Source organism: uncultured Idiomarina sp. (genome assembly GCF_964010655.1).
Lineage (GTDB): Bacteria > Pseudomonadota > Gammaproteobacteria > Enterobacterales > Alteromonadaceae > Idiomarina > Idiomarina baltica.
Genome location: NZ_CAXGLS010000011.1, coordinates 22,889 through 41,456, shown reverse-complemented (window position 1 = coordinate 41,456; position 18,568 = coordinate 22,889). Strand labels below are relative to the sequence as shown.

Here is an 18,568-nt window from a genome sequence, read left to right as displayed (position 1 = left end):
CTGTTAACTTAATAGTTACAAAATAACAACAAAGGAACTATCTATGAAATACGTACTCAGTGCTGTCGCTGTTAGCGTACTTGTTGCGTGCTCTCCAGCACAAAACGATTCGTCGCAAACAGCCGAAACTCAGCAAGTGGAAAAGCAACAAGCGGAGTCGATGCAAGTGAAGTACCCAGAAACACGCAAAGGGGATACCGTCGATACTTATTTCGATACAAAAGTGAAAGACCCGTATCGTTGGTTAGAAGATGATCGGAGTGCCGAAACCGAAGCGTGGGTAGAAGCGCAAAATGAGGTTACCTTCAATCATTTAGAAAAAATCCCGTTCCGCGACAAAATTGAAAAGCGCCTGACGGAGTTGTGGAATTACGAGAAAGTCAGTGCACCATTCAAAGAGGGTGACTACACCTACTACTATAAGAACGATGGTTTGCAGAACCAATACGTGGTCTATCGTAAGAAGAACGATAGTGACGAAGAAGAAGTGTTCTTGGATCCGAATACCTTCAGCGAAGATGGAACAACGTCATTAGCACAACTGACGTTCAGTGAAGATGGAAAGCTGGCAGCTTATTCGATTTCTGAGGGCGGGAGTGACTGGCGTAAAATTATTGTTATTGATGCTGAAACAAAAGAACGTCTTGAGGACCCACTGGTTGATGTGAAGTTCAGTGGTATCTCTTGGAAAGGTAACGAAGGGTTCTATTATTCAAGCTATGATAAGCCGGAAGGTAGCGAGCTCTCGGCAAAAACTGATCAACATAAGCTGTATTACCATGAGTTAGGTACGCCACAGAGCGATGACGAGCTGGTATTCGGTGGCACGGACGCGCAGAAGCACCGCTATGTGGGCGGCTACGTGACAGACGACAATCAGTTTTTGGTGATCTCTGCCGCTAATTCAACATCAGGCAATAAACTCTTTATCAAAGACTTGAGCAAAGAGGATGCGCCTCTGGTCACTGTGGTTGACGACTATGACTCAGATGTGTCGGTGTTAGATAGTGAAGACGGTAAACTCTATATCGAGACCAACCGTGAAGCGCCTAACGGCCGTGTCGTAGTAGTTGATGCTGGAGCGCCACAAGAAGCGAACTGGAGCGACTTGATCCCTGAAACTGAGCACGTCCTCAACCCAACCACCGGGGCAGGCTACATTTTCGCGGAGTATATGGTCGATGCGGTCTCGCAAGTGAAGCAGTTTGACTACCAAGGTAAAGAAATTCGACAAATCGACTTGCCAGGTGTCGGAAGTGCAGGTGGTTTTGGCGGTAAAGACGACGCTGAAACGTTGTACTACTCATTTACTAATTACAGCACGCCACAAACTATTTATGCTTTGAATCCGGATACTGGCGAATCAACCGTTTATGAAGAGTCGGGCGCGGATTTCGATTCAAGTAACTATGAGTCAAAACAGGTGTTCTACACGTCAAAAGACGGCACTCAGGTGCCGATGATCATTACCTATAAAAAAGGTACGGAGCTCGATGGTAGTAATCCAACAATTCTGTATGGTTACGGTGGTTTTAATATCAGCTTAACGCCTTCGTTCAGCATCGCAAATGCGGCGTGGTTAGAAATGGGCGGTGTTTATGCCGTTGCTAACCTACGCGGTGGTGGTGAGTATGGTAAGGCATGGCACGATGCCGGTACGAAGATGCAAAAGCAGAACGTCTTTGACGACTTTATTGCCGCGGCAGAGTACTTGATTGATGAAGATTACACGTCAAAAGAAAAACTTGCTATCCGTGGCGGTTCCAATGGCGGTCTGTTGGTCGGGGCAACGATGACACAACGTCCTGACTTGTTTGCGGTTGCCTTACCTGCCGTCGGCGTTTTGGATATGTTGCGTTACCATACTTTCACTGCTGGCGCAGGCTGGGCCTACGACTACGGTACAGCAGAGGACAGCAAAGAGATGTTCCAATACTTGCTGAACTACTCGCCCGTTCATAACGTAGAACAAGGTGTGGAGTATCCAGCAACATTGATTACTACCGGTGATCACGATGACCGTGTGGTGCCTGCGCACTCATTTAAGTTTGCCGCAGAGTTGCAGGATAAAGCAGGTGGTGATGCACCGCAGCTGATCCGTATCGAAACAAATGCGGGACATGGTGCAGGCACGCCTGTATCGAAGACCATTGAGCAGTATTCGGATATTTTCGGCTTTACCCTATATCACATGGGTTATCAGTCGCTACCAAACGAATAGGAGGCGTAATGAGAGCGCTATGCAAGTTTGGGACATCGGTATTCGTTTGTTTCATTGGAGCATAGCGCTCGTTTTTGTACTGAATTATTTCTTACTCGAGCCGGGTGAGACAGCGCATCAAATTGCTGGTTATTATGCCTTTGCTTGGCTTATTTTCCGCGTTGTCTGGGGCTTTTTAGGACCTCAACGGGCGAGGTTCAGTGACTTTTTCCAACGCCCTCGCGCATTAAGACTCACATCACGCAGTTAAAACAACGTCAGTTACCTCGAGATGCCGGGCACAATCCGTTAGGTGGAGTCGTTATCTTTGTGCAATGGTGGGGGCGCATTCAATTAATACGCCCAATGATCACAGGTCGGCGCGACTAAGCGTTCTGTGCTATTGACTGAATTTTAGCGACAATCGCTTTAAGCCCATTACCACGGGTCGGCGTAATGTGATTTTCTAAATCCAGTTCTTTGAAGTAACCATCAATATCAAACGCTAAAATTTGCTCAGGTGTCTTATTGTGAAATGCCGCTAATACTAATGTCAGTAGGCCTTGTACGATGACTGCGTCACTGTCGACTTGAAACAATAAACGGCCGTCTTTTTGCTCAGCAATGAGCCACACATTACTTTGACAACCCCGCACAATAAATTCGTCTTTACGAAGCGCCTCGGGGAGACCCGGCAAGCCCTTACCGAGGTCGATAATATACTGGTAGCGTTGCTCCCAATCATCTAAAAACTCGAGATCTTCAATGATTTCATCAGTGCTGGGTAGATTCATCTTCACGTCGACCTTTATTGACTGCTAACAATTAAAAGAATACGCCTGCTTCAAGCTGAGCTTCTTCGGACATCATGTCGCGCGACCACGGTGGATCGAATACCAAATTGACTTGGACGTCCTTCACATGGGGCACTAAGCTCAAGCGATACTCGACATCACCTACGAGTACGGGGCCCATACCGCAACCGGGAGCCGTTAGCGTCATATCAATATCAATGCGTTGCGCATCTTGATCGATGTTGACGGCATAAATCAGTCCTAAAGAGACTAAGTTGATAGGGATCTCTGGATCGAAAATAGTCTCGAGTGCTTCCCATACTTGGGACTCACTAATCTGGCCATCAACAGGCGGCTCGAAGTCAAGCGTCTGCGGCTTACGACCAATCGCATCGGCGTCTGTGCCGTCAATGCGCAACATATTACCCATCCAAGTCACGGTGTAGTTGCCACCTAAGTCTTGGGTTATGTTGACGAATTCGCCTTTAGGGATAATCTTAACTTCGCCCGAGGGTACTTTACGACACTTAACTTCGCGTTGGGTGGTGACCATTTTTTGTTGCATGAATCAGTACCTATTCCTGCACGCTGAAGCTTTCACCACAGCCACACTCATTAACCACGTTAGGGTTATTAAATTTTACCACACCATTGATGCCTTCTTTGACGTAATCAATTTCTGTATTACGCAGGACATCAACGGCATCTTTAGCAATCGCCACGGTGAGTGTGTCATTAACTTGCACCAGCTCATCATCAGCCTCAGCTTCAGGAACCGCATTCAACACGTATGCATAACCAGTACAACCGCTCATTTTGGTCGATAGGCGCAGTATCGCGCCAGGTTGATCAGCTAGTTTGCCCTCAAAATGCTTAATAGCGGTTGGGGTCATGCTAATGAGTTGTTGATTAGGTACAAAAGATTCGACAGACATAATTTACCTCCTGTCGTTACGCTAACATCATTTGTGCTTTTTTGATTGCACTAAACAAGCGATCGATGTCAGCTCGCGTATTATATATTGAGAACGATGCCCGCGCGGTGCCTGGCACGCCTAGCCGTTTCATCAAAGGCTGTGCGCAGTGATCACCGGTACGGATCGCCACGCCTTGTTTATCGAGGATAAAACCAACATCCGCTGGATGAGTGCCTTCGAGCACAAAACTCATCACGCCAATTTTATTTTTCGCGGTACCGATTAAGCGCATACCCTCAATGGTACTCGCACACTCGGTGGCATAGGTCAGCAAATCTTGCTCATGCGCCAAAATTGCATCAGCATCGAACTGCTGTAACCAACGCAAAGCAGCAGCAAGACCGATAACACCAGCGATATTAGGTGTGCCAGCTTCCAACCGGTTGGGTAATTCACCCCAGGTTGCATCTTGATAGGTGACTGTGGCAATCATCTCGCCACCGACCAACCACACAGGCCAGTCTTGTAGTAATTCGTAACGGCCCCACAGCGCGCCAACACCGGTTGGACCAAATACTTTATGACCTGAGAATACGTAAAAATCGCAGCCTATTGCCTGCACGTCAACGGCGCCATGAGCAACACCCTGAGCCCCGTCCACCAAAACCAATGCGTCTACCGCCTTGGCGATTTGGGTCAGCTCTTGAACAGGATTAATGGTGCCCAACGCATTAGAAATATGCGGGAACGCCACAAACGCTGTGCGCTCAGTGACGAGGCCCTCAAATGCCGTGATATCAAGCTCGCCTGCATCATTAATTGGTGCAACCTTAAGTGTGGCTCCTGCCTTTTTACAAGCTTGCTGCCAGGTGACCAGGTTGGCATGGTGTTCCATTTCGGTCACCACAACTTCATCGCCGGCTTCTAAGCGCTGTGCAACACCGTTAGCAATCAAATTAATACTTTCGGTGGTGCCTGAAGTCCAAATCACTTCTTCGGTGCGTGAAGCGTTAAGATAGTGTGCAACGACTTGACGCGCCTCTTCATAACGTCGTGTTGCTTTATCCGATAAAAAATGCGCGCCACGGTGAACATTCGAATTATAAGTCGAATAGTATTCGACTAATGCATCGATAACCGCTTGCGGCTTTTGTGTGGTTGCTGCGTTATCAAGATAAACTAACGGCTGACCGTTAGCTTGTTCTTGCAGCACCGGAAACTGGGCACGAATTTGCTCCACATTCAGGCTCATGAGCGCTCCATCATGTCTTCAAAGCGCTGCTTCAGAATAGGCTGTAACCATTCGGCTAACGCTTCATTTGGCATGTCGAAAACCATCTCTTGGACGAAACCAAAGTTGAGCATCACCAACGCTTTTTGCTTATCAATACCACGCGTTAACAAGTAGTACAGTGCTTCTTCATCTATTTCTGCGACGGTTGCACCGTGAGCACATTGCACGTCATCGGCGTAGATTTCTAGCTCGGGCTTGGTATTAATTTGCGCTCCGCGCGATAGCAGTAGGTTGCGGTTATTCAGCTCTGCTAATGTTTTTTGCGCATCGCGATGAATGTGGATACGACCGTTAAATACAGCTTTCGCTTTATCGCCGATGATACCGCGCGCATTTTCTTCAGTGGTACCATTAGGCATCGCGTGCTCAATCGTACTGTGTAAATCAAAATGCTCTTTGGGTGCTAACAAGTACGCGTTATTAAATTTCGCGTGGGCGTGCTCACCTGCGTGAATAATATCCATGTCTAAACGCGTTAATTGTGAACCGTAACCGATTAACGTGCTATTTAAACGACTTTTATTAGCGAGCTTAAAGTGACTACCGCCGACATGGATCGCTTCACCCTGATGCAGTGCAAAACGATAATGTTCTAAACGTGCATTATCAGCAATATCATACTCAGCAAAGGCGGTATTCAAGCTATGACCCGTACCGCTACCGTGCTCGATTACCGTTGCTTTAGCATTGTCGCCTAAGCTTACCAGCACACGCGTGTGCGACTCGACGTTGTCGGTCGCAAAGTTCACGACCCGGATAGGGCGCTCAATGGTTGCGTTAGCCGCTACCTCGATAACGATCCCCTGTGTCGCGAGTACGTCATTAACCAGTCCAAATAAATGGTGACTTGGTTTTACCTGAGTAAAGACTTGTTCAGCGATGTCCGATTTATCCGTCAAAGAACGAATTGTTAAGCCTTCGGGCAGGTTGAGTGCCGCCAAATCGCTGGTTAAGCGTCCATCAACAAATACTAAGTCGATGGCATCGAGCCCTTTAATCGCGGGCGCTTCTGCTTGCGCATTACTCTCGGTCGGCAACGATAAATCTTCGACCGCGTGCAGCGACGTGTATCGCCACGCTTCGGTGCGACGTCCAGGCCAAGATTGTTCTTTCAGCTTGGCCAGTGCCTCCGCACGTACTGGTGATAACCAATCATCAACGGCGGCGGCACGCTCAATTACGTGGGCTAACCATTGACTCATGCTTTTTCTCCCTCGTCTGCTTGACCTAACCAAGCGTAACCGGATGCTTCAACTTCTTTCGCAAGCTCTGGACCACCACTCTTGACGATTTTACCCTGTGCCAAGATATGCACGTAGTCTGGCTCGATGAAATCAAGTAGGCGCTGATAGTGAGTTACAACGATAAAGCTACGTTCGCCGTCACGTTGGCTATTAACGCCGTTAGCGACCACTTGTAATGCGTCAACGTCGAGTCCCGAGTCTGATTCATCGAGAATCGCCAACTTGGGCTCTAGCATGATTAACTGCATGATTTCGTTGCGCTTTTTCTCGCCGCCCGAGAAACCTTCGTTGACACCACGCTTGAGGAAGTCAAGCGGCAAGTTGACTTGTTTGCACGCTTCTTTCGCTTTCTTCAAAAACTCCGCCGAACTCAGCTCGTCTTCGCCACGCGCTTTACGCATTGCGTTAACAGACTCTTTCATGAACTCCATGTTGCTCACGCCAGGAATCTCGACAGGGTACTGAAATGCTAAGAAGAGACCTGCTTGGGCACGTTCTTCGACTTCCATCTCGAGCAGGTTTGCCCCGTTGAAGGTCACCTCACCTTGTTCCACTTCATAGCCATCACGACCCGACAATACGTAGCCTAAGGTACTTTTACCTGCACCGTTGGGGCCCATGATTGCGTGCACTTCACCTGGTTTAATCTCTAAATTAAGCCCTTTGATAATGGTTTTTTCTTCGACGCGTGCATGTAGATCTTTGATCGTAAGCATTTATTACCCCACTGAACCTTCAAGACTGATTTCAAGCAACTTACCGGCTTCCACGGCGAACTCCATAGGAAGCTCGCGGAATACTTCTTTACAGAAGCCATTCACAATCATTGAGACTGCTTTCTCAGGGTCAAGGCCTCGTTGCTGACATAAAAAGAGCTGGTCATCGCTGACCTTAGATGTTGTTGCTTCGTGTTCAACAATCGCACTCGGATTGCTGCTTTCGATATACGGGAATGTGTGCGCGCCACACTTATCGCCAATGAGTAGCGAGTCACACTCAGTGAAGTTACGCGCGCCTTCGGCACCTGGCCCCATCCGTACCAAACCACGATAGGCATTATTACTGTAGCCCGCTGAAATACCCTTAGAGATGATGGTCGATTTGGTGTTTTTACCCAAGTGAATCATCTTAGTGCCGGTATCGGCTTGTTGTTTACCGCGGGTGAGCGCCACTGAATAGAATTCACCGACACTGTTATCACCTTTAAGAATACAGCTTGGATACTTCCACGTCACAGCAGAACCTGTTTCAACTTGCGTCCAAGAGATCTTGGCGTTTTTCTCGCACAGACCACGCTTGGTAACGAAGTTGTAGATGCCGCCTTTACCGTTTTCATCGCCTGGATACCAGTTTTGTACCGTTGAATATTTGATTTCTGCATCGTCTAAGGCGACGAGCTCTACTACCGCAGCGTGCAACTGATTCTCGTCACGTTGCGGTGCCGTGCAACCTTCGAGGTAGCTTACATAACTGCCTTCTTCGGCAACGATTAATGTACGCTCAAATTGACCTGTATTTTGCTCGTTGATGCGGAAATACGTTGAGAGCTCCATCGGGCAACGAACGCCTTTCGGGATGTACACGAAAGAACCATCAGTAAATACAGCGCTGTTGAGTGCAGCGAAGTAGTTATCGCCGCGCGGCACTACCGTGCCAAGATATTTTTTTACCAAGTCGGGGTACTTGTGCAGTGCTTCAGAAATTGGGCAGAAGATAACACCGGCTTCCTCGAGTTTCTCGCGGAAGGTGGTGACCACGGAAACAGAATCAAACACAGCATCAACCGCCACGCCCGCAAGCATTTCTTGCTCATGCAGAGGAATCCCAAGCTTTTCATAGGTGCGTAATAACTCAGGGTCAACCTCATCCAGTGACTTCGGCTTGTCTTTCATCGACTTCGGCGCAGAGTAATAGGAAATATCTTGATAGTCGATCTTTGGATAATCCACGTGCGCCCACTCGGGCTCGGTTTGCTTGAGCCACGTTCGGTAGGCTTTTAATCGCCATTCAAGCATCCACTCAGGTTCACCTTTAATGGCCGACAGGCGGCGGATGACATCCTCATCTAACCCCTTGGGAAAGGTTTCTGATTCGATTTCTGAGACAAAACCCGCATCATATTTACGTGCGAGTGCCTGATCAATTTGTTCGCTCATGCTTACCACCTTGCTGAACTTAAGATACTTTCATTATAAAATACCCGAGTAAAACACTCAACTTTAAACCGCCCTTCGGGCGCGTATTATATGCTTTTTTAATGCACAAGTCTTTGCTGGGATCGGTGGATGATCATGAAAGGATCGATTGTGGCACGAGAGGAAACAAAAAAGCCGGCGAAAGTGCCGGCTCAATTAAACAGATTCGTTTAAATTACTTGTTGATATCCGTTAAGCGTAGATATGGACGCAATGTTTCATAGCCTTGTGGGAACTTCTTCTGTGCGTCTTCTTCCGATACCGTCGGACGGATAATCACGCGATCGCCCGGCACCCAATCAGCGGGACAAGCCACCTCTTGTGAATCCGTAGTTTGTAGTGCGTCGATCACACGCAGAATTTCCGCAAAATTACGGCCTACCGTCATCGGGTAAGTCATGGTTAAACGAATTTTCTGATCGGGATCGATAATAAATACTGAACGTACCGTTGCCGTTTGGCTTTCACCCGGGTGGATCATATCGTAGAGTTCAGCTACTTTGCGCTCTTGGTCGGCAACGATCGGGAACTCAAGTAATGTGTTTTGAGTGTCGTTGACGTCATTAATCCAGCCTTTGTGTGCGTCGACTGTATCCGTGGATAAGCCCAGTGGCTTCACATTACGCTTTTCAAATTCAGGCGCTAGCTGAGCTGTTCGGCCCATCTCGGTGGTACACACGGGGGTATAATCGGCTGGATGGCTAAAAAAGAAGACCCAAGAGCCTTTTGCCCAATCATGGAAGTCGATTTTGCCTTGAGTGGTTTCAATTTCAAAGTTTGGTGCTGTATCGCCAATTCGTAAACCCATTGCTGTTCTCCTTACATTAAATACTGCATTCATTACAAATATCGGTGATCGGCATGTATGCAAAACTTCTTGCCAACAATGTCCGTGCTTGTTGCTGACAGTAATACCGACGTGTCACATGTGTGTGTGAACGTAAACGACCTTTGAGTACATTATTACCGACATCGGTCAGTAACGGATTATCGGGATCAGTAGTTGGCCCCAATGCACGAGCCTTGAGCTCCTCAGGTAACGCGAGCACAGGCACTGTCGCAGAGAGCTGAGCCGCCATAAAAAAAGCGATCGAATAGCGTTCGACACCTTGCTTTGGACTTTCAACTTTATGATTAGTTGCCTTTAAAAAGCCATTTGATGCAAGTTCTAGCAGTTCACCAATATTGACAACAAAAGCGCCGGGAATAGGCTCCACAGCTATCCATTGACCGTTGCGTTCAACCTTAAGCCCACTTTGCTCATCTTGCATGACCAACGTTAAGTAACCTGGATCTTTGTGCGCTCCGACTCCTTGCTGTGGCGTATGTTGACCAGGGTAGCGAATCAATTTGGCGTGGGTATAAGGCTGCTTACCTATTGTGTGATCGAGGGCATGCGCTTCAACACCTAACGACGCACATAATCTTTGTAATAGATTAACGGTGATGTCGCTCAACTGATCTTGTAGCTTCGTTAACGACGGCTTTAACGCCGGCATACTGGTTGGCCATAGATTAGGCCCAATCAGCTTTTGCCAAGGTTGCGACAATGCTGAGTCAGGAATTGCCTGTTCTTCGTTCATCCAGTCAAACTGCTCACGCGCATCGAGTCGACCTGCAGTCATCTCACTGCCCATCGCGTTATAGCCACGAAAGTGTGGTGAGTGAATCATATCGACTGACTGTTTTTGTTGTGCAGAGAGTTGAAAAAACTCACGGCTTAGCCGCAAATAGTCTTGCTGACTCTCGTGACTGATACCGTGATCAACTAAATAAAAGAAGCCTACATCACTGGCAGCGCGACGAAGTTCAGCTAATCCAGACTCAGATTCAAGCGCAGTCATTGAGATGACGGGTAATGTCGGTGCATTCATAAGCGCCTCCTTTAAATTTAATGACGCTCAATATATGACGCACGGTATACTTTATAAACGAACGAATGTTTCTATATTAGATTGAAACGCTATATTCACTGCTATATTCTGTTTTGCTGAATATTGAATCAAAAACCATTGAGCAAAAGGAACCTGCGTTCTGATGTTTACATCCTTAACTCCGCCTGAATCATTGTATGTAAAAAAGCTTTTATCGATGATTGAGGCGACTCAAGCAGGCACATGGGAATGGAACGTACAAACCGGCGAGTGTCGTTTTAACAAACGCTGGGCTGAAATCATTGGCTATCAACTAGATGAGCTAGCGCCGACCATTGATAGTTGGCTGCAACATTCACACCCCGAAGATTTGGTGCTATCGAATCAGCGCTTACAGGATCATTTTGCGGGTCGATCACCGTTTTATGAATGTGAAGCGCGTATGCGTCACAAAGACGGACATTGGGTGTGGGTACGCGATTCGGGACGATGTGAGACGTGGACCGACGACGGCAAACCTGAATGGGTCATTGGAAGTCATATTGAAATTACCCATCTGGTTGAGTTGCGACATCGCTTTTCGACGATTGCTTCGTTAATTCCAGGTGTCGTCTATGAGTTTCAGCAGTTTAAAGATGGTCGCACACGATTCCCATACGCGAGCGCAGGCATTAAAGAAATTTATGGCGTCGAACCGGAGCACGTCATTGAGGATGCATCGGCGGTTTTTGAAACCCTTCACCCGGACGATATGCCTCACATCACAGAAACTATCGCAGAATCGCGTGCCAATATGACTGATTGGATCTGTGAATATCGCGTGGTCGTGGATGGTAAAGAGCGCTGGGTATTCGGGCAAGCTCGACCGGTTTATAAAACGAACGACTCGATTAGCTGGTACGGCATGATTGTCGATATCTCTGAGCGTAAAATGATGGAACTCGAGCTCGAACGCAGTCGGCGGAATTTAAAACAAGCGCAAGCGTTAACCAAACTTGGCCACTGGGAAGCCAACCTTAAAGAAAAAACAATCTATTGGTCAGACATGATTTATACCATTCTGGGTTGGCAAAAAAAGCCAGAAAGTCGTGATTTTCATTTCTTTAGAGAGCGCTCCCATCCTGATGATCTTGAACAAATTCTGCAAGCCGAGCATGACTTAAAGCCGGGTCACACGGTTGATATTCAGCATCGCATCCAACACACCGATGGGCATTATCTATGGGTGCGGCAGATCGTGGAAATGGAAGCTGACGGTGAAATGGTGTTGGGTACACTCAGGGATATTACCGAGGAAAAAGAACTCGAGTTGAAACTGAAAGAACAAGCTGAACGTGACCCGTTAACGGGCGCTTACAATCGACGTTTCTTTACCGAGGCTTTAGAAACATTGGTGTATCGAAGTGAGCGCTACGAAGAATCCTTGGCGATCGTCACGTTTGATATCGATCATTTTAAGCGAATTAATGATAACTTTGGTCATGAAGCGGGTGATCGCGTATTAATTGAGTTGGTGCAGACACTCGGCGGGTTGGTACGGGAAAGCGATATCTTTGCGCGTACTGGCGGTGAAGAGTTTTCGCTTTTGTTACCCAATCAGACGCTGCAACAAGCAACCCGTACTGCTGAGCGATTCCGCGCCGCTTTAGAGGCGTTAGTGATTCGATCTGAGGGTCATGAAATTCAAGTGACAGCGTCGTTTGGCGTTGCTATTCACCACAATGGCGCGACACATAATGAAGTGCTGCGTCACGCTGACAAGGCACTGTATGCCGCGAAAAGTCGCGGACGTAATTGTGTGGTGAGCTAAGCTACGCGAGGTTTGAGTTGTTTGATGCTCGCTTGGCTGTTGAGCCATGAAGGCACATCTAATAGTTCCCAATCGCCATTTTCGTGCTCAATGATAGCGCTGCAGGAGTCTTGCCAATCACCGGTATTTAAGTAGTGCGTGTTATTAAAATGGCGCTCAGCAGGCACATGAATATGTCCGCATATCACGCCATCATAACCTTTACGCTCTGCGTAGGCGGTCGCAGCATGTTGGTAACGGTGAACATATTTTAATGCTTGCGAAGAACGCGACTTTACCGCTTTGGCTAGGCTCCAATAGACATAACCCTTTCGAGAGCGCCAACGATTAAAGCAACGGTTAATTTTAAGCAACCCTTCATAGATGTTATCGCCAACCCAATTGAGCAGGCGGTGTCCTCTTACTTGATTATCAAATTGATCCCCGTGCATTACGATATAACGGCGACCATTTAACGCTTGGTAATCATAGGTGTTGGTCAACTGGATATTGACGATACCCTTATCAAAGGGGTAGTCGTCGAGTAGCTGGCGTAAGCCACCATCGTGATTGCCTGTAATATAAATTACCTGTACGCCTTCTTGCGCCTGCTTGAGCAGTTTTCGGATCACTTTAATATGCGACTCATCCAGCCCTTGGCCTTTGCTACGGATCGCCCATAAATCAATGATATCGCCCACCAATACTAATTTTTTAAAGCGAATATGCTTTAAAAACTCAAGTAGCAGTTCACAATGACTGGTGGATGAACCGAGGTGAATATCAGAAAGAAACAGCGTATTAACCGATGGCTTGTGTTTGCTCATGTTCAGCCTCCCGATGATGAACGCTGAAAAAATAGCCCGTAAAGATGACAGCCCGTTTAATAACGCATGACAAATCTGTGAATAAAATAGACCGTTCAGCCCTGGCTGTGTAAAATCTGGTGCGTTTTATGAACTGATTTGTAAGGTAAGAGAGACTATTATGGGCCGCGCCTATCAAAACCGAAAAGAATCCATTGCAAAAACAGCGACCGCAAAAAGCCGTGTTTACAGTCGCTTTGGTCGCGAAATTTATGTCTGTGCAAAACAAAGTGGGCCCGACCCTGATGCGAACTTGGCATTACGGAGCTTGATTGACCGGGCTAAAAAAGAGCAAGTGCCGTCTCACGTAATTGATAAAGCGCTTGATAAAGCTCAGGGCGGTGCGGGTGAAGACTTTTCACCGGCTCGTTACGAGGGTTATGGACCCAGTAACTGTATGGTTATCGTCGAGTGTCTTACGGATAACCCAAACCGCACGTTTGGTGAGGTGCGCAACTGCTTCACGAAAAGCAAATGTAAGATTGGTGAGCAGGGCAGTGTCATGCACTCGTTCGAACATTGTGCGATTTTTGCGTTCAAACATGACAACGAAGATGACGTGCTAGAGGCATTGATGGAAGCCGATGTGGATGTGGGCGACGTGGAGTTTGATGACGGTGTTGTTACTGTATTTGCTCCCCATACCGAATATGCAGCTACGCGCCAAGCATTAACCGCTGCTTTCGCCGATATTGACTTTGACACGGACGAAATTCAATTTGTTCCTCATGTCACGACCGAAATTGCGGAAGATGACATGCCGATGTTTGAGCGTTTGATGGATATGCTTAACGATTGTGATGATGTGCAAAACATCTATCACAATGCTGAGGTATAAAAGGCTCTGTTGATACAGGTCAAGCCTCGCTGATCTCAAACTCGTTATGCTTCATGGGTCATCTAAAAGTAGGAGTGACCCATGAAGCGTTTAACTTCCGCCGTTGCACTTGCAACACTTTTCGCCGCATCTTTCGCTCAAGCGCAAGACTTTTCAATTAATGTGGGCGCTATTTCAGTGATTCCTGATGATAGCAGCAGCTCATTAAATACCGTAGAGCAAGTGGCAGGACTACCTGCTAATTCAACCGGTGTCGCCGTAAACACTAACACCCAGCTCGGTCTGACTTTTGACTATCAGTGGGAAAATGGTTGGGGTCTTGAATTGGTAGCAGCGACGCCATTCGCGCACGACATCTACGGTTCGGGTACGTTGAGTGGCTTATCAATTGGTAAGACCAAACATTTACCGCCGACCTTATTCGTGCAATACCATTGGGATACTGGCGTACAAGGACTTGAGCCCTTTGTTGGCGTAGGTGTTAACTACACCACGTTTTTCGATGACCAGGCATCGAGCGAGCTAACCCAAACGTTACAAACACTCGGTGTAGCGGGCGCTGACGACTCCGTAGATTTGGCGTTGTCGAACTCTTGGGGAGCCGCAATACAAGCGGGTGTCAACTGGAAGCTATCAGAACAATGGGGCGCGCAGTTAATGGTAAGCCATATCGATATTGATACCACAGCGTCGGTTCGTTTAAATGGTAGTACAATTGAGCAGACGGATGTAGCAATTGACCCTTATGTAGCGATGATTGCTCTACGTTATACCTTCTAGTTGTCATTTTACTGTCATACTGTAATCGCTTGGTCGCGCTATTCTGTATATTAAATAGATAAGCGGCCAGGCGTTTTTGTATGAAGTTCTATTTTAAAGAGTTGAGTTGGCTTTCGTTTAACGAGCGCGTGCTTCAAGAAGCCAATGACGAGGAAGTGCCCGTTATCGAACGGGTAAGATTCCTTGGTATATTTTCCTCTAACATGGACGAGTTTTTTCAGGTCCGTGTCGCCGACGTGCGTCGACGAATTTTCTTTGCTCAAACCGATGCACAGCGTAAAGACAGCGAACGTCTACTGCATCTTATCCAACAAAAGGTAGTGCAGTTACAGGAACAGTTCGAGCTGATTCACCGTAAAGTGATAAAAGCGTTGCGGGCTGAAAATATTATTTGGGCCTCTGGTGAGCAGGTTACAGAAGACGAAAAGGCAGGCTTACGGGAATATTTTGATAACAAAATAAAGCCACAAATTGTTCCCATCCTTATCAACGACACGACTGATTTAGTTAAAGTCATAAACGAAGACAAAACTTATTTACTGGCGCAATTGCAGCAATCTGGGCAACGTAAGTACGCTGCGGTGCAGATCCCCTCTCATGAGTTATCGCGTTTTGTTATTTTGCCTAAAAAGCGTGATAGTAAGTTGCGTAAAGTACTATTTTTAGATGATGTTGTTTTACTCAATTTGGCCAGTTTGTTTAAAGGCATCGTGCCGTTTCAGTCTATCATTGCCTTTTCTTTCAAAATGACCCGTGATGCAGAGTACCGCCCCTCTGATGATATTGAGCAGAGTTTACTTGAACGTATGGAAGAAGGCTTAAAACAGCGCGAAAAAGCGGACCCGGTCAGGCTTGTCTATGATCGTGCAATGCCAATTCATATGTTGAACCTGTTGAGTAAGAAACTGCATCTCAATCAGTACGATGCCATGGTTGCGGGCGGGCGCTATCGTAATACGAAAGACTTTCTAAGTTTTGAAAACTTAGGTGGCAAAAAGCTCGAGCACCCACCGATTCCCGCACTGAAGCACCCGCGTTTTGAGCAGGCTGACAATGTATTTGATGCGATTAAGCGTAATGACATTTTACTCTACTACCCGTATCACCGGTTTGCACATTTTACTGAGGTAATTCGCCAGGCCTGTTATGACCCTCATGTATTAAAAATTCACATGTGTATTTACCGTGTTGCGCCTAATTCTAGGATTATTCATTCGCTCATGGAGGCTGTGCAAAATGGAAAGAAAGTCACTGTGATGGTCGAGCTGCAAGCGCGGTTTGACGAGGAGGCTAATATAGAATGGGCGAAGGAACTGACTGAATCGGGTGTGAAAGTGATTTTTGGTCTGCAAGGGCTCAAAGTGCACTCGAAGTTATTATTGATACATCGGCAAGAGGATCATGCTATTCGTCGTTATGGTGTTATTGGAACGGGGAACTTTCATGAAAAAACAGCAAAGCTCTATACCGACTTTAGCTTGTTTACTTGTCATCCTGAGATCTGCTCAGACATTGAGAATGTGTTTAATTATCTCGAGCAACCCTATCGTTTTTACCCTTGGCACCAGTTGTTGGTGGCACCGAATAATCTGCGCACCCGAATTAACGAACTTATTGAGCGGGAAATTAACCACGCAAAGAATGGCAAGCCCGCGGAAATTTTTCTAAAGCTGAACAACCTAGTTGATAATGCGCTGATCGTACAACTCTACCGAGCGAGTCGCGCAGGCGTAAAAATTCGGTGTATTGTGCGCGGAATGTGTACGCTGCGACCGAATGTGCCTAAGCTCAGCGAAAATATCGAAATCATTAGTATTATTGATCGGTTTTTAGAGCATGCGCGTGTCTATATCTTTGGTAACGATGGTGATACAAAGGTCTTTATTTCGTCGGCTGATTTGATGACACGTAATGTCGATCATCGTGTTGAGGTCGCATGTCCCATATACGATCACACGGCACAACAAGATATACTGACGATTATGGACATGCAGTGGCGCGATAACATCAAAGCACGCCGCATCGATGCGGAACAAGTGAATGAGTATGTCACTCCAGTGTCTGAGCGTGGCAAAATCCCTCGTCGCAAGCGCTTGAGGTCACAGTTAAAAATACATGACTACTTTAAAAGCAGAGCCTATGACTCAAACAAATGACACGCAGCGGCTAACGTCTGACAGTCGAGAACACTTGGCGGCGCTTGATTTAGGCTCCAATAGCTTTCACTTGATCATTGGTCGAGTCATTGAGGGGCAAATTCAACCCATACATAAATTTAAGCAGCGAGTATCGTTGGCGGAAGGGTTAGTCAATAAGGGGATTAGTGTTGAGGCCTTTGATCGAGGCTTAGATGCGTTATCCCAATTTGCTATGCATTTACGAGATTTTGCGCCTGAACGCGTCCGTGTCGTGGCGACTCATACGTTGCGAGAAGCCAATAATCGCAAGGAGTTTATCCAGGCGGCTCGCCAGTTACTGCCGTTTCCAATTGAGGTCATTTCGGGTCGAGAGGAGGCGCGACTCATATACTTGGGTGTGGCACAAGCAGTTCCGTTTCGTGGTGTACGACTGATTATCGACATTGGCGGTGGTAGTACTGAATTTGCCGTGGGCCACGCTGAGGAACCAGAATTATTATTATCAAAAAGTTTTGGTAGTTTAGTGGTTTCTGAGCGCTTTTTTGCAAAAGGAAAAGTCACTCCCAAGCGTTTTAATAAGGCCGTATTGAGTGTGAAGCAGGAGCTTGAGCCGTTTAGTAAACAGCTTAAGAAAGCACGAGCCGAACAGGTATTAGGTACCTCAGGAACGATCAAGGCGCTGGCTAAGTGGATTCACGGTAGCACAGACGGTGATCTCACGATTACGCTCAAAGCATTGCATCAATTACGCGATAGGCTTTTAACTTTAAGGCATATATCGGAGATTAACTCGAGTGATGTTGAACAGCAGCGTATCCCCTCGATAGTCGGCGGGTTAGCAGTGCTTATCGCTGTCTGTGAAGAGATCGGTATTGATGAGCTCAGTTCTGTTGATGCAGCCTTGCGCGAGGGTGTGCTATTTGAACTTGCTGAACAGGCTGTATTTCACAAAGATATACGGTATAAGACGATTCAAAGTATGGCGGTTCGTTATCAAGTCGATGAAGCACAAGCCAAGCGGGTCCTTTCCTCGGCAGAGCTAATACTGGAAGGCGTAGGCAATACATGGCAACTTAATACACCCGATATCCGATTATTATTGGCCGGTGCGTGTAGCCTACATGAAGTAGGTATGAACATTAGCTCAAGCGGCATTCAAAAGCATTCAGGTTATATTCTAGCGAATGCCTATATGCCTGGATTTAGCTCTGATGAACAGCGTGTGTTGGCGATGTTGTGTCGTTATTATCGTAAAAAAATCATCGCTGAAGAGTTGACCGATTTTGCTCAGTTCGAGCATTTTACGGTGGCGCGCATGATAGTGGTGATACGCTTAGCTGTATTGCTTAATGCGAGTCGGCAAACTCACGAGGCGTTATGTTCGGTCTCGTTGAAGGGAGCAAAACTGATTCTTACCCTACAAGGGCCATTGGCAAAAAGTGCTATTTTAGAGGCCGATATTGCTCGCGAAAACAAGCACCTGAGTGTTTTAGGGTACCAATTGATCATCGCTTAACTAACGCAAGCCACGGGTTCAGATCAAATCTTTGGTTAACTTTTGATCGGGATCAAATCATTTCCGACGCAAATTGGATAACGTGCCTTCTGAAATACTGCCGTCCGGGCAGCTATTTGAGTC

Annotated in this window: 17 protein-coding genes; 7 read left to right on the top strand and 10 right to left on the bottom strand. The window is 46.9% G+C overall.

All coding sequences use genetic code 11. The features are described 5' to 3' along the window. The first annotated feature begins 43 nt into the window (after nt 1–43). Entirely contained in the window at nt 44–2,221 is a 2,178-nt protein-coding gene (locus ABNS04_RS04800; RefSeq protein ID WP_272978299.1) for a prolyl oligopeptidase family serine peptidase, read from the top strand. A 19-nt stretch (nt 2,222–2,240) separates the two neighbouring features. Further along, on the top strand, nt 2,241–2,471 hold the full coding sequence (locus ABNS04_RS04795; protein ID WP_272978300.1) for a hypothetical protein: 231 nt from the start codon (nt 2,241–2,243) through the stop codon (nt 2,469–2,471). 115 nt (nt 2,472–2,586) lie between these two features. Here the strand turns inward: ABNS04_RS04795 and ABNS04_RS04790 are convergent, their stop codons facing one another. From ABNS04_RS04790 to ABNS04_RS04750, 9 genes are all read right to left on the bottom strand, one after another. Further along, a complete protein-coding gene (locus tag ABNS04_RS04790) occupies nt 2,587–2,994 on the bottom strand; it encodes a SufE family protein (protein ID WP_006953982.1) in 408 nt (135 codons plus the stop codon). A gap of 31 nt (nt 2,995–3,025) precedes the next feature. Next, nucleotides 3,026–3,559, bottom strand: coding sequence for a putative Fe-S cluster assembly protein SufT (gene sufT / locus ABNS04_RS04785; RefSeq protein WP_272978301.1), 534 nt, complete (start codon nt 3,557–3,559; stop codon nt 3,026–3,028). Between the two features lie 10 nt (nt 3,560–3,569). After that, a complete protein-coding gene (locus ABNS04_RS04780) occupies nt 3,570–3,929 on the bottom strand; it encodes an iron-sulfur cluster assembly accessory protein (protein WP_006953979.1) in 360 nt (119 codons plus the stop codon). Nucleotides 3,930–3,945: 16 nt separating this feature from the next. After that, entirely contained in the window at nt 3,946–5,163 is a 1,218-nt protein-coding gene (locus ABNS04_RS04775) for a cysteine desulfurase (protein WP_006953978.1), read from the bottom strand. Then, entirely contained in the window at nt 5,160–6,407 is a 1,248-nt protein-coding gene (gene sufD, locus ABNS04_RS04770; RefSeq protein ID WP_272978302.1) for a Fe-S cluster assembly protein SufD, read from the bottom strand. The genes ABNS04_RS04775 and sufD overlap by 4 nt, the downstream gene beginning before the upstream one ends. Next, nucleotides 6,404–7,165: a Fe-S cluster assembly ATPase SufC gene (gene sufC / locus ABNS04_RS04765; protein ID WP_272978303.1), complete on the bottom strand. Its 762-nt coding sequence runs from the start codon at nt 7,163–7,165 to the stop codon at nt 6,404–6,406. The genes sufD and sufC overlap by 4 nt, the downstream gene beginning before the upstream one ends. A gap of 3 nt (nt 7,166–7,168) precedes the next feature. Further along, a complete protein-coding gene (gene sufB / locus ABNS04_RS04760; RefSeq protein WP_006953975.1) occupies nt 7,169–8,605 on the bottom strand; it encodes a Fe-S cluster assembly protein SufB in 1,437 nt (478 codons plus the stop codon). A 214-nt stretch (nt 8,606–8,819) separates the two neighbouring features. After that, entirely contained in the window at nt 8,820–9,452 is a 633-nt protein-coding gene (locus tag ABNS04_RS04755) for a peroxiredoxin (RefSeq protein ID WP_272978304.1), read from the bottom strand. A gap of 16 nt (nt 9,453–9,468) precedes the next feature. Beyond that, nucleotides 9,469–10,518: a 2-oxoglutarate and iron-dependent oxygenase domain-containing protein gene (locus ABNS04_RS04750; RefSeq protein ID WP_272978305.1), complete on the bottom strand. Its 1,050-nt coding sequence runs from the start codon at nt 10,516–10,518 to the stop codon at nt 9,469–9,471. A 163-nt stretch (nt 10,519–10,681) separates the two neighbouring features. Here ABNS04_RS04750 and ABNS04_RS04745 point away from each other — a divergent pair, with 163 nt between their 5' ends. Then, nucleotides 10,682–12,328, top strand: coding sequence for a sensor domain-containing diguanylate cyclase (locus ABNS04_RS04745; RefSeq protein WP_272978306.1), 1,647 nt, complete (start codon nt 10,682–10,684; stop codon nt 12,326–12,328). On the opposite strand, the gene ABNS04_RS04740 is transcribed toward ABNS04_RS04745, so the two are convergent. Next, nucleotides 12,325–13,134, bottom strand: a complete 810-nt coding sequence (locus ABNS04_RS04740) for a UDP-2,3-diacylglucosamine diphosphatase (RefSeq protein WP_272978307.1) — start codon at nt 13,132–13,134, stop codon at nt 12,325–12,327. The genes ABNS04_RS04745 and ABNS04_RS04740 overlap by 4 nt on opposite strands. Nucleotides 13,135–13,294: 160 nt before the next feature. Here ABNS04_RS04740 and ABNS04_RS04735 point away from each other — a divergent pair, with 160 nt between their 5' ends. From ABNS04_RS04735 to ABNS04_RS04720, 4 genes are all read left to right on the top strand, one after another. Next, nucleotides 13,295–14,011, top strand: a complete 717-nt coding sequence (locus ABNS04_RS04735; RefSeq protein WP_272978308.1) for a YebC/PmpR family DNA-binding transcriptional regulator — start codon at nt 13,295–13,297, stop codon at nt 14,009–14,011. An 81-nt stretch (nt 14,012–14,092) separates the two neighbouring features. Beyond that, nucleotides 14,093–14,791 carry an OmpW family outer membrane protein gene (locus ABNS04_RS04730; RefSeq protein ID WP_272978309.1) on the top strand — a complete coding sequence of 233 codons (699 nt, stop codon included), beginning with the start codon at nt 14,093–14,095 and terminating at the stop codon, nt 14,789–14,791. 80 nt (nt 14,792–14,871) lie between these two features. Next, a complete protein-coding gene (gene ppk1 / locus ABNS04_RS04725; RefSeq protein WP_272978310.1) occupies nt 14,872–16,947 on the top strand; it encodes a polyphosphate kinase 1 in 2,076 nt (691 codons plus the stop codon). Next, complete coding sequence (locus ABNS04_RS04720; RefSeq protein ID WP_272978311.1) at nt 16,931–18,445, top strand: Ppx/GppA phosphatase family protein; 1,515 nt, start codon at nt 16,931–16,933, stop codon at nt 18,443–18,445. The genes ppk1 and ABNS04_RS04720 overlap by 17 nt, the downstream gene beginning before the upstream one ends. The last annotated feature ends 123 nt before the right edge of the window (nt 18,446–18,568 follow it).

Bases quoted from the DNA above. Each gene is read 5' to 3' on its own strand.
- ABNS04_RS04800 (WP_272978299.1), top strand. From the start codon at position 44: ATGAAATACGTACTCAGTGCTGTCGCTGTTAGCGTACTTGTTGCGTGC.
- ABNS04_RS04795 (WP_272978300.1), top strand. From the start codon at position 2,241: ATGCAAGTTTGGGACATCGGTATTCGTTTGTTTCATTGGAGCATAGCG.
- ABNS04_RS04790 (WP_006953982.1), bottom strand. From the start codon at position 2,994: ATGAATCTACCCAGCACTGATGAAATCATTGAAGATCTCGAGTTTTTA.
- sufT (WP_272978301.1), bottom strand. From the start codon at position 3,559: ATGCAACAAAAAATGGTCACCACCCAACGCGAAGTTAAGTGTCGTAAA.
- ABNS04_RS04780 (WP_006953979.1), bottom strand. From the start codon at position 3,929: ATGTCTGTCGAATCTTTTGTACCTAATCAACAACTCATTAGCATGACC.
- ABNS04_RS04775 (WP_006953978.1), bottom strand. From the start codon at position 5,163: ATGAGCCTGAATGTGGAGCAAATTCGTGCCCAGTTTCCGGTGCTGCAA.
- sufD (WP_272978302.1), bottom strand. From the start codon at position 6,407: ATGAGTCAATGGTTAGCCCACGTAATTGAGCGTGCCGCCGCCGTTGAT.
- sufC (WP_272978303.1), bottom strand. From the start codon at position 7,165: ATGCTTACGATCAAAGATCTACATGCACGCGTCGAAGAAAAAACCATT.
- sufB (WP_006953975.1), bottom strand. From the start codon at position 8,605: ATGAGCGAACAAATTGATCAGGCACTCGCACGTAAATATGATGCGGGT.
- ABNS04_RS04755 (WP_272978304.1), bottom strand. From the start codon at position 9,452: ATGGGTTTACGAATTGGCGATACAGCACCAAACTTTGAAATTGAAACC.
- ABNS04_RS04750 (WP_272978305.1), bottom strand. From the start codon at position 10,518: ATGAATGCACCGACATTACCCGTCATCTCAATGACTGCGCTTGAATCT.
- ABNS04_RS04745 (WP_272978306.1), top strand. From the start codon at position 10,682: ATGTTTACATCCTTAACTCCGCCTGAATCATTGTATGTAAAAAAGCTT.
- ABNS04_RS04740 (WP_272978307.1), bottom strand. From the start codon at position 13,134: ATGAGCAAACACAAGCCATCGGTTAATACGCTGTTTCTTTCTGATATT.
- ABNS04_RS04735 (WP_272978308.1), top strand. From the start codon at position 13,295: ATGGGCCGCGCCTATCAAAACCGAAAAGAATCCATTGCAAAAACAGCG.
- ABNS04_RS04730 (WP_272978309.1), top strand. From the start codon at position 14,093: ATGAAGCGTTTAACTTCCGCCGTTGCACTTGCAACACTTTTCGCCGCA.
- ppk1 (WP_272978310.1), top strand. From the start codon at position 14,872: ATGAAGTTCTATTTTAAAGAGTTGAGTTGGCTTTCGTTTAACGAGCGC.
- ABNS04_RS04720 (WP_272978311.1), top strand. From the start codon at position 16,931: ATGACTCAAACAAATGACACGCAGCGGCTAACGTCTGACAGTCGAGAA.